At 45.1% G+C, this 11,878-nt stretch carries 7 protein-coding genes; 6 read left to right on the forward strand and 1 reads right to left on the reverse strand.

Annotated features, from left to right (window positions below):
- Nucleotides 1–25: 25 nt before the first annotated feature.
- Nucleotides 26–1,981: a hybrid-cluster NAD(P)-dependent oxidoreductase gene (locus DXX92_RS01750; RefSeq protein ID WP_115998847.1), complete on the reverse strand. Its 1,956-nt coding sequence runs from the start codon at nt 1,979–1,981 to the stop codon at nt 26–28.
- Between the two features lie 260 nt (nt 1,982–2,241).
- Here DXX92_RS01750 and mpl point away from each other — a divergent pair, with 260 nt between their 5' ends.
- The 6 genes from mpl to DXX92_RS01780 all read left to right on the forward strand — a co-directional run bounded on the left by mpl (nt 2,242) and on the right by DXX92_RS01780 (nt 11,878).
- On the forward strand, nt 2,242–3,690 hold the full coding sequence (gene mpl / locus DXX92_RS01755) for a UDP-N-acetylmuramate:L-alanyl-gamma-D-glutamyl-meso-diaminopimelate ligase (RefSeq protein ID WP_116002258.1): 1,449 nt from the start codon (nt 2,242–2,244) through the stop codon (nt 3,688–3,690).
- Nucleotides 3,690–4,343, forward strand: coding sequence for a flavin prenyltransferase UbiX (locus tag DXX92_RS01760; protein ID WP_115998848.1), 654 nt, complete (start codon nt 3,690–3,692; stop codon nt 4,341–4,343). Before mpl ends, DXX92_RS01760 begins: the two co-directional genes overlap by 1 nt.
- Before the next feature lie 348 nt (nt 4,344–4,691).
- Nucleotides 4,692–7,853 (forward strand): amidohydrolase family protein, encoded by a 3,162-nt coding sequence (locus tag DXX92_RS01765; protein ID WP_116002259.1) that lies wholly within the window; start codon nt 4,692–4,694, stop codon nt 7,851–7,853.
- 451 nt (nt 7,854–8,304) lie between these two features.
- Nucleotides 8,305–10,350: an alkaline phosphatase D family protein gene (locus tag DXX92_RS01770; RefSeq protein ID WP_245961379.1), complete on the forward strand. Its 2,046-nt coding sequence runs from the start codon at nt 8,305–8,307 to the stop codon at nt 10,348–10,350.
- 47 nt (nt 10,351–10,397) lie between these two features.
- A complete protein-coding gene (locus tag DXX92_RS01775) occupies nt 10,398–10,826 on the forward strand; it encodes a PaaI family thioesterase (RefSeq protein ID WP_115998850.1) in 429 nt (142 codons plus the stop codon).
- 32 nt (nt 10,827–10,858) lie between these two features.
- Nucleotides 10,859–11,878, forward strand: a complete 1,020-nt coding sequence (locus DXX92_RS01780; RefSeq protein ID WP_181901669.1) for an MBL fold metallo-hydrolase — start codon at nt 10,859–10,861, stop codon at nt 11,876–11,878.

Here is an 11,878-nt window from a genome sequence, read left to right on the forward strand (position 1 = left end):
TTTAACGTTATAAATGGGTTGCTAACTACTTTCTTGGTGCTTTACTGATGACAATATCGGTTTTGGGTACGCAGCTACAGGCAAGAATATAGCCTTGCTCTTGCTCGCCCGGCATTAAACCATCGGTGGCGAGTTGGCGCACTTCACCGCTGTCTAGTTTTACTTTACAGCTGCCACACATACCGCCGCGACAAGAATAAGGCATAATTAGCCCTGCCGCTTCGCCCTGATCTAATACGGATTCCTTGGTATTACCTAAGACAGCTTTATCCCATGACTCGAATCGAATATTGACCTGTGCTAGCAGTGACTCCGTTGCTGGCTTTTTATCGGTCGGGCGTGTGCCAAAGCTTTCAAAGTGAAATTGCGATTCTGGCAAGCCTGCGGCCATTAGCAGGTCCTTGGCACTGTCTCTAAACCCTTGCGGGCCACAGACCATAGCATCAAGGCTCCCAATATCTGGAATTACAGCCAGCATGCTAGCGCTTAGGTGCCCTTGAAAGTCTTGCCATTGGGGCAGAGCTGACTGCGTTAGGGTAAAGTGTAATTTGCAGTTGCCATGTTGCTTGGCTAACGCCGTGATTTCATCCAGGGCAATTAAGTCTTTTTCACTGCGGGCGCTATGGAAAAATATCACTTCACGGTTATCGCATTGGTCGGTTAATGCTTTTAGCATCGACAACATTGGGGTAATGCCAGAGCCTGCACTGAGCAATAAAATCCGTTGCTGGTTGATATTGCCTAAGTGGAACTTGCCATTCGGTGCTTTGGCCAGAATTTCATCGCCAACGTTAAAGTGATCATGCAAAAAATTGGAGACTTTGCCATTAGGCACACGCTTAACGGTAATGGTTAAGCTCTGATTTCGCGTTGGTGACGAGCTTAGCGTGTAAATGGCATTAACGGTTTTACCGTCGATAGTCAGTTTAAACGGTAAGTGCTGACCGGCTTGATAATGCTGAAAATTTTCAGGTAAGTTGCCGCTTTTTGCTTTGAATACGAAGGTTTTAACATCGTGGGTTTCGTCGTAAATATGCTGACAAACAAGGCTTGCTTGTTCCACACTTGGTGCTTGACCTGCTGTATCAGCTGTTTGTTTGTTAGTGCTTTGCTTCTTGTTTACGTTACTCTTTTTGTTGGCGTTGCTAAGGCTAATCGCTTTAACGTTAACAAACTCTGGGGTAAATTGGCGATCTAAAACAGTGACTTGATCACCAAAACGAATTTGCCCTTGATTAAGCGGAATTAAGTTTTGACCAAACAAGACATCGCCTTTGGCTATTTGGCGGTAGCTTTTTAATGTCGCTAATGGCTCTAACTGGCTGTGTTTTTCACCTGTATCTGGATCGACTGTAGTAAACACACATCGTGTGCAGGGTTTGGTTAGCTCAAACTCTACTTCACCAATGCGGATATGACGCCAAGTATCTTCCGCAAATGGCTCACAATCTTGTACAACGATATTGGGGCGGAATTGGCGCATTGAAATTGGCTGCTTTAAGCGACTGTTTAAGTCATCAAGCGAGGCTTGCGAGATTAATAACAAGGGGTAACCATCGGCAAAGGCGACCGGATTAGTGGTGTTTTTTACCTGACGATTAGATTGCTCACCGAAGAACAATAAGTGGCAAGGCTGCCCTAAAAACTGACTAAACCAATGGTCAACACTTTCATGACTGCGCTGGCCTAAAATGGTATCGCCCCACACAGTAACATGTTGGTATTCGTCAAGACACTGGCTATATCGCACTGCTAACAAGGGCATGTCTGGCGCGGTTAGCATCAGGCCATCTGGCGTTAAGTTAGCTTGCACTAAACATAATTTTGGCTGGGTGCGGGCGGTAATAAATTGGCCATTTTGATCGCAAATTACAAAGCGACGGTCGTAAGGTAAACCAATTGGGTCAACCCAACTGGATGATAACTGAATGCCAGCCGTTGATTTTATCGGATAAACGCTGATTTGTTGCAAGTGTGCCATTGCGCTTGTCTGCTCCTATTTCTTGCTCGCGTGCGCGCTTGCCTGCCAATTCTAATACGAAAGCCCACGCACTATTATTTCCATAAATCTTGGTCAATTAGCGTTAATAAAGCAATGACAAATCTATGAAATTCTTTGTGAATACTCGGTTATATTCTGGCTGAGTGGTGTCGTGCATAGCAAGGTGAAAGTATTCAATTGCTTGCCAGTCAGGTATATTGTCGGCTAATTGCAGTTAGGTGAAAATTATCAACAAACAAATGAAGCACATACATATTCTTGGCATTTGCGGCACTTTTATGGGCGGTATTGCCGCCATTGCAAAGCAACTGGGCTTTCGCGTCTCCGGTTGTGATGCCAACGTTTACCCACCTATGAGTACTCAATTGGAAGCTCTAGGTATTGAATTGATGCAAGGGTATGACATTGCTCACTTGAGTGATGAGCCGGATATGGTGATTGTTGGTAATGCGATGGCGCGCGGCAATCCTATGGTGGAATATGTACTTGATCGCAATATTCCGTATACCTCTGGCCCACAATGGTTGTTAGAAAATGTACTAAAAGATCGCTGGGTGCTAGCGGTGTCAGGTACGCACGGTAAAACTACAACCAGCAGTATGCTGACTTGGATTTTAGAATATGCCCATATGAAACCGGGCTATTTAATTGGTGGTGTGCCGCAAAATTTTGAGGTGTCAGCACGCTTAGGTGATGCGCCATTTTTCGTGATTGAAGCTGACGAATACGATACTGCCTTTTTCGACAAACGCTCTAAGTTTGTTCACTATCGCCCAAGAACGCTGGTGATCAACAATATGGAATTTGATCACGCGGATATTTTTAATGATATCAGTGATATTCAGCGCCAATTTCATCACTTGATTCGTATGGTGCCAAGTAATGGCTTGGTATTATCGCCAGCCAATGAAACTTACATTAACGAAACCCTTGAACAAGGCTGCTGGACGCCCACTGAGCAAGCATTTGGGTGCGTACAATCAGAAGAGAAAAGCGCAGGTTGGCAAGCAATAAAATTAACGGATGATGGCAGTGAATTTGAAGTTTGGTTTGCTGGCGAGTTGCAAGGTACTGTGCGTTGGTCACTGATTGGCGATTTCAATATCGACAATGCGCTGATGGCGATTGGCGCGGCGCGCCATGCAGGGGTGCCAAGTCATGTAGCGGTTGATGCGCTGGCGGAATATATCAATACTAAGCGCCGTTTAGAGCTGCGCGGTACTATCAATGATATAAAAGTCTATGACGATTTTGCTCACCACCCAACGGCAATAGCAAAGACCCTGAGCGCGATGCGTGATCACGTTGCCAGCCATGACAATAAGGGGCGAGTGTTAGCGGTACTGGAGCCAAGATCTAACACCATGAAAAGTGGTGTACATAAAGACACTTTGGGTAAATCACTTGCCCAAGCAGATGAAGTCTATATTTTCCAAGGGGAAAAGGTGCAATGGTCAGTGGCAGATATCGCCGAACAGTGTCAGCAAACTTGTATTGCTGAAGCTGATATTGATGCGCTGGTGGCAAAAGTTGCAGCAGCGGCGCAGCCAGAAGATCATATTGTGGTAATGAGCAATGGTGGCTTTGGCGGTTTTCATAACAAACTCCTTGCAGCATTAAGCCAAAAGCACGAACACAACGTAGAGCTAGCAGCAAAGAAAACGAATGAAAGGTTGAAACAGGTTTAATGACAGAGCAACTTAATACCATCGCGAAAGCTCAACATAAGGGCTTTGATAGCGCCGTTACCGTTGCTATTACCGGCGCATCCGGTGCTTGCTATGCATTACGTTTAATCGAATGTTTAGTGGCTGCCAATAAGCAAGTGTATGTCTTGATGTCGAGCGCGGCGCGTGTCGTATTTGATACCGAAGTCGGCTTAAAGCTGCCGGGCTCACCCGAAGCGCAAAGTGCGTTTTGGTGCCAGCACTTTAATGCTAAGCCTGAGCAAGTAATTGCTTTTGGTAAAGAACAGTGGTTCTCGCCAGTCGCCTCTGGCTCTGCCGCTCCGAAACAAATGGTGGTTTGTCCATGCTCAACCGGTACGTTGGCGGCAATTAGCCAAGGAATGAGTGATAACTTAATTGAGCGCGCTGCCGATGTGGTGATTAAAGAGCGCGGCCAGCTCATTCTAGTACCACGCGAAACGCCTTTTTCCACGATACACCTGCGCAATATGCTGAGCCTATCTGAGCTTGGCGCAACCGTGATGCCAGCAGCGCCGGGTTTTTACCATCAACCGGAATCTATTAATGATTTGGTGGATTTTATGGTTGGCAGAATATTGGATCATTTAGGTATCGACCAAAAAATTATGCCGCGCTGGGGCTATCAGGCTTAACTAAAGCAACGTTAACTAAAGCAACGTTAATTAAAGCAACGTTAATTAAAGCAACCTTAAAAAAGCAGCCTTAAGTAAGTCTGCACTGGCCATTACTGGCAGTAAAATTTAGTTTACTTTTGAATAAAGAATACAACCGCAAAAATATTTCTATTTATCGCAAAAACCTTATCTTTTTGCAGCCACTGTGCTTTAGTTAGTGGCTGTAAAAATAAAACATACTTCAAACTAATAACGTTTATAAAAACAGGTTACTCCAACATGTCTAAACGATTTTCTCGCCGCTTGATGCGTCAATCAAGTGCGTATAGCGCAAATAAACTTTCAACGATCGCCTTGGCCGTCGGTATGGCGTTCTCGTCAACCGCCTTTGCCGCTGATACAAAAGCAGATGAGAGCAAGTGGTCAGTTAACGATCCACAAGGCCAGTTTACTTCGACCAAAATCAATGTTGATCAAGGTACTTGGATGAACATCGATATCAGCCCTGATGGCAAAACCCTTGCCTTCGATTTATTGGGTGATATCTACACCATGCCACTTTCTGGCGGTAAAGCAACGCCATTAATGACAGATATTGCGTGGCAAATGCAGCCGCGTTTTAGCCCTGACGGCAAACATATCGCCTACACCTCTGATGAAGACGGTGGCGATAATTTATGGATCATGAATGCCGATGGCTCTGGTGGCAAAGCAATCACCACAGAGACTTTCCGTTTGCTAAACAGCCCAGCATGGTCGCCAGATGGTAACTATTTAGCCGGCCGTAAGCACTACACTGGCGCCCGTTCATTGGGCGCAGGTGAAGTATGGCTTTACCACAAAACCGGTGGTCAAGGGGTGATGCTAACTAAGCGTCCAAATCAGCAAAAAGATTTAGGCGAGCCAGCATTTTCACCTGATGGCAAATACGTTTACTTCTCACAAGATGAAACGCCGGGCAAAACTTTCCACTACTCGAAAGATTCAGAAAAAGGCATTTATAAAATTAAGCGCCTAGAGCTGGAAACTGGTGAGATTGAAGTGATTCTTTCTGGTCGCGGCGGCGCCATTCGCCCAACGCCGTCACCTGATGGTCGCTACTTAGCGTTTATTAGCCGAGATGATTTCCAATCTAAACTGTACTTGTACGATCTACAAAGTGGTGAACAAACGCTGGTCTATGACGACTTAGAGCGTGATATGCAGGAAACCTGGGCGATTCACGGTGTATACCCAACCATGGCGTGGACACCAGATAACAAGCACATAGTATTCTGGGCAAATGGTAAAATTAACAAGCTAGATATTGCGAAAAAATCTGCCAGCGTTATTCCATTTAAAGTGGAAGCTGAGAAAAAACTACAAACCGCTGTACGCTTTGAACAAACCATTGAGCAAGATGAATTCGACGTAAAAATGCTGCGTGATGTGGAAATTTCACCAGACGGCCGCCGCGCGGTATTTGAAGCCATGGGGCATATTTACACGCGCAGCCTGCCAAACGGTAAGCCTAAGCGTTTAACCAAGCAAAGCGAGCATTTCGAATACAACCCAAGCTTCTCACGCGATGGTAAGAAAATTGTTTACGTGACTTGGGATGATAACGACTTAGGCCAGATTCGCGTCGCATCAAGCCGTGGTGGTAAAGGTAAAGTGATCACGAAAGAGCCGGGTAAATATGTTGAGCCTAGCTTCTCACCTGACGGTAAAACCGTAGTTTACCGCAAAGTTTCAGGCGGCTTTATTACTAATCCAGTTTGGGGCTTAAATCCGGGTATTTACGCCGTATCAAGTAAAGGTGGCGAGCCTAAACTAGTGACTGAAAACGGTTTACAACCGCACTTTGGTAAGCGCAATGATCGCGTTTACGTGGTGCGTAACGGCGAGAAAACCCAGTTGGCGCGTATCGACTTAGACGGTCAGCACGACACCACGCTATACCAAGGGAAGTTTGCCACTGAATACAAGGTTTCACCTGATGGTGAGCACGTGGCGTTTGCCGAGCGCTTTAAAGTGTTTGTAACGCCATATATCGAACGTGGTGATGTTATCGATACTGGGCCAAAAGCTAGCAATCTACCAGTGAAAAAGCTATCCGTGCGCGCTGGTGAGGGGATTAGCTGGGGTGCAAAATCAAATGAGCTGTATTGGAGCTTAGGTGCTGATTTATACCAAACCAATGTGAGTGGTTTATTTGATATTGCTGATTCATCAAAAGAAGTAGACGCCGATAATAAAATTGAACCTAAACAAACTTATCTCGGCTTTAAGCACAAAGTCGATAAGCCATCAGGTACCGTTGCTTTTGTTGGTGGTAAAGTCGTGACCATGGAAGGCGAGCAAGTGATTGACAATGGTGTGGTTATTGTTGAAGGCAACACCATTAAAGCGGTTGGCGCTCAAGCAGATGTCGCGATTCCAAGTGGTGCGAAAGTGGTTGATATTACTGGCAAGTCAATTATGCCAGGCTTAATTGATGCGCATGCTCATGGCCCGCAAGGCTTGGAAGAAATTATTCCACAGCAAAACTGGAAGAACTACGCAGGCCTTGCCTTGGGTGTGACGACGATTCACGATCCTTCAAACGATACCACTGAGTTTTTTGCGGCCAGTGAAATGCAAAAAGCGGGTGATATTGTTGCGGCTCGTTTGTACTCAACCGGTACGATTTTATACGGGGCAACCGTTGCAGGTTACACCTCGCATGTCGATAGCTTAGATGATGCTAAATTCCACGTTGAGCGCTTGAAAAAAGCGGGTGCCTTTAGCGTGAAAAGCTATAACCAGCCACGTCGTAACCAACGTCAGCAGTTTATTCAAGCGGCGCGTGAGTTAGAGGTGATGGTAATGCCAGAAGGCGGCTCGTTATTGCAGCATAACCTAACCATGCTGGTTGATGGTCACACTACGCTAGAGCACTCGATCCCAACCGAACATGTTTACGATGATATTAAACAATTATGGTCGGCTTCAGGCATGGCGTACACGCCGACTATGGGCGTGGCTTATGGTGGCATTTGGGGCGAAAACTTCTGGTACGATAAAACGGAAGTTTGGAAGCATCCGCGCTTAAGCCAATATGTACCGTCTGAGTTTTTAGACCCACGTTCAATGCGTCGTCCAACGGCCCCACATCACCACTATAACCATATGAATGTCGCGCGTGTTGCCAAAGAAATGCAAGATCTTGGCGTCGAGGTTAACTCAGGCGGCCATGGTCAACGTGAAGGTTTAGCCATGCACTGGGAAATGTGGATGATGGCGCAAGGTGGTATGTCGCCGCTGCAAGCGCTGCGCACCGCTACAATGTCGCCAGCGATTACCTTAGGCCTAGATAAGCAGCTTGGCTCGATAAAAGCAGGAAAACTGGCTGATTTAATGATTGTCGATGGTGATATCACTCAAGATATTCGCATTAGTGACCGCGTTACTCATACCATGATCAATGGCCGTTTATATGATGCGGAAACCATGAATGAAGTTGGTAACTACGACAATAAACGTGAGAAGTTCTACTTTGAGCAGTAAAGTGCAACCAAAGTAAATCTTGTCTCGTCAGCCTTAACCTTAACTTAATTTAAGTTAAGGTAATCTATAAAAACCCGAGCTTGTCTCGGGTTTTTTACGTATTTTTAGTGTGCTTTTTATATGATTGTTAAGTGCTGAGGCAAAACCTTATCTAGAATGAATTATACCAATTGAAATAGAGAATTAGTTATTCAGCGAGAATTAAAAGGCTTAGAGGCAAGGCATTGATTGCAAAGAGTGGTTATTCCCTTGTTAAAATCAATAACGCAGCATATAAGTCTTTTAAACTCGCCCTTGGGAGCGTGTTAGCGCTCTGAATTGATCAATTCATTAATTCAATTGGTATTAATACTTGCTAACACAATAGTCTGGCAATCATTGGCTTACCTGCTAGACAGTCTATTGTTTTTAAAAGTAAATTATTCACTAAGAAAAATTACACTCTGTTGATTTGAGTTGCGATAAAAAGAGGTCACTTATTAACTTACCGCATTCTTTACCTGCATTATTGGCAGGGCCGATATTACGTGATTGTCACCAGCATCAATTTACCTTGTGGTTGGCCACCAAGGCCGCTTATCAATTTCATCTCGAATTAACTTATGATCAAGGTGAGGCTGAGAGCACACAGGTGCTATTCTCACAGCAGTTAACAGCAGAGCAATATCACCAGATACCTGTGGGTCAGCAATGTTTTATCAATGTGATTGATATCAAGCTGACGCAGCCACTGCCGACCAATGCCCTTATTCATTACGACTTAACGCTGATATCTGATGATGGCGAAGTTATTTTCTCACTTGGGAAAGATCTGCCAGAGCTTAGTTACTCAACGGGTGTTTCAGAGAATACCGTGCAAACACCAAGCTTTGCCATTAAACCGGATATTCGCCGTTTATATCATGGCTCGTGTCGCAAACCGCATTTTGCCGGAAAAGACAGCTTAGTCGAGCTAGATCACCAACTCGCCACTAGCGAATTTTCTGCCGAACAGCGACCGTCGCTATTGATGCTCAGTGGCGACCAAGTGTATATCGATGATGTTGCAGGCCCTATGTTAATTGCCATTCACCAGCTGATCGAAAAATTAGGCTTATTTGATGAATCATGGCAGCTTACCGATGAGCACTGCCTGACTAGTCGCTTCGGTAGCAGTAAAAATAGCGATAAAGAAGAGCATAGTATTCACAACAGCGAGCAGCTTTTTCATCATCCGCTTGGTTATTATCAACGTGAACAACTGCTGCCACATAGTAAAGCCAGCACTGGTTGGAAACGACGTTTATTCGGGGCGCGCAGATTACCTATTTTTAGTTCAGTTAATGCTAAAAACCACTTAGTCACGTTAAGTGAAATGATCGCCATGTATTTGCTCACGTGGTCGCCAACGCTATGGGCATTAGTGGATATTCCTAAGCAGCCGCCCGCCAATATTCCACCTGAAAACCATCAACTTTACCTCGATGAATTACAGGCGATTGAAGATTTTATCGAAGGCTTAAGCCAAGTTCGGCGAGCAATGGCACATGTGCCTGTGTATATGATCTTCGATGATCACGATATTACTGATGATTGGAACCTCACCCGTGGCTGGGAAGAAGCTGCCTATGGCAATCCGTTTTCCAAACGTATTATTGGCAATGCCTTAGTGGCCTATTATTTATGCCAAGGGCTAGGTAATCAAACTCATCGCCACAGTGAATTAATTGCTCAGCACAGCGCTTGGTTTACTGAGCAAGGGGTACAACAGCATGACCAACTGGTTGACACTATGCTGGCGTTTGACCAATGGCATTATCATTTGCCAACTAGCCCGAAAATGTTGGTACTTGATACCCGTACTCAACGTTGGCGCAGCGAAAGCAATGCCGGTAAGCCGTCAGGGTTAATGGATTGGGAGTCGCTAACTGAGTTACAGCAGCAACTTATTCACGAGCCGAGTGTAATTTTAGTGTCAGCAGCCCCTATTTATGGTGTGAAACTTATTGAAACCGTGCAGCGAGTATTTACCTTCTTTGGTAATCCGCTGGCGGTTGATGCTGAAAACTGGATGGCACATCGCGGCACCGCGAATGTGATGCTCAATATCTTCCGCAATCGCAAAACACCGCCACAATTTATTATTCTGTCAGGAGATGTTCATTACTCGTTTGTTTACGATGTTAGCCACCGCTTTATTCGCTCTAGCTCGTCGATTGTGCAGATTACCTGTAGCGGCATTAAAAATGCGTTTCCGCCGAAATTACTGCACACCCTTGAGCGCTTAAATTACTACTTGTATGGCAGATATTCACCGCTCAATTGGTTTACTAAGCGTCGCAGAATGCGTATTCGGGTTAGAAGACCAAGCGTTGCGGTTGATAAAACCTTGTATAACGGCTGCGGCATTGGCGTGCTTGAGCTTAATGCGGATGCCAGTGAAGTCACCACACGTTTGTTGATTGAGGGGGGCCAGCAGGTCAATTTCAAGTCACCAGCTCGCTCAAGCAACGAATAAAACAATACTCATAACACTTAACAATTAATAAGAAAAAGAACATATCAATGAAGCATTACCAACAATTAATTAGTATGTATGGGGCGGCGCCAATTAATGAATTTTATCATCCAACCCTGACTATCGATGAAGGGGTTAGCGAGGTAGTTATCGAACTGCAGCCTAAGCACTTACACTCTGCAGGCAGTGCCCATGGCTCAGTGTATTTTAAGCTACTTGATGATGCCGCTTTCTTTGCTGCTAACTCGCTGGAAACCGAAGTGTTTGTTGTTACTACATCGTTTACCACTTATATCACTAGGCCAGTCTCGCAAGGCAAAATGCGGGCTGTCGGCAAGGTGGTGAACGCTAACAAATCACAGTTTATTGTTGAAGCTGTGGTTTACGATGACCAAGATAGAGAAGTCGGCCGTGGCAATGGCCTGTTTGTTCGCAGCAAAAACCGACTTGTTGATGCTAAAGGCTATAGCAACTAATGAAAGCATTGATAAATATAAAGCTGCCCAGCATGTTAGCTGCACTTTTTATGGCCATAATATTTGGCCTATCATCTGGCTTGGCATCTGCAAACTCAATTACTGCGAAGCAACAGGCTTGGCTGAAAAAGGTTAATCAACACCCTTGGTATGCAGGTAGCCCAGATTGCACTAGCGATACCAAACCTGCGATTGAAATCCTTAAAGTTAATGAACGAACCTATATTTTTCGGCAGAACAAATGCCAGCACTTTGAAGCGCCGTTTATTTACTTGCTGCTCGGAGATAATAAAGCCTTGTTGCAAGATACTGGCGCGACAGAAAGTGCCAGAGACTTCCCGCTTTATCAAACTGTAAAAGGTATTTTGGATCGTTTTAAACGAGCGCATCAGTTAGATAGCTATCCGCTGATTGTTAGCCACTCGCATTCTCACAGTGATCACCGCGCTGCTGATAGCCAATTTATCAATAAACCAGACGTAGTTTTTATCGCACCAGAGGCTGAAGCCGTCAGGGCGTTTTTTAAATTTACTCAGCCCGAAAAATCACCAGCTAATAAAGCGGATAACAACCCCAACTATGTTGAACAGAATGCCATTCAGCAAAGTTACTTGCAGCTAGGTGATCGTCGCTTAATTGTGATGCCGATCCCCGGTCATCAAGCCGAAAGCATCGCGATTTACGACCCACAAACTGGCTGGCTGCTAACTGGCGATACCATCTATCCGGGGCGTTTATATATTCGCGATTGGCCGGCGTTTAAAACCAGTATTCGCTTGCTGTACCTATTCGCTCAATCACAACCTATTTCGGCGCTGATGGGCACCCATATTGAAATGTCGACAACCAAGGGTAAAGACTTCCCGATGGGCAGCACCTATCAGCCAAATGAATTGCCACTGCCGCTTGCACCAAGTTTACTTAACGAGCTTAATCGCGAGCTGATCAATCTAGGTGATGTTGCAGAGCGTAAAGTATTGGATAAAGTCATTATTTATCCTCTTGGTGAGCCGAGCTGGTGGCAAAAAACACTGGCATGGTTTATTAAGTAA

The organism is Thalassotalea euphylliae, from assembly GCF_003390395.1.
Classification (GTDB): domain Bacteria; phylum Pseudomonadota; class Gammaproteobacteria; order Enterobacterales; family Alteromonadaceae; genus Thalassotalea_F; species Thalassotalea_F euphylliae_C.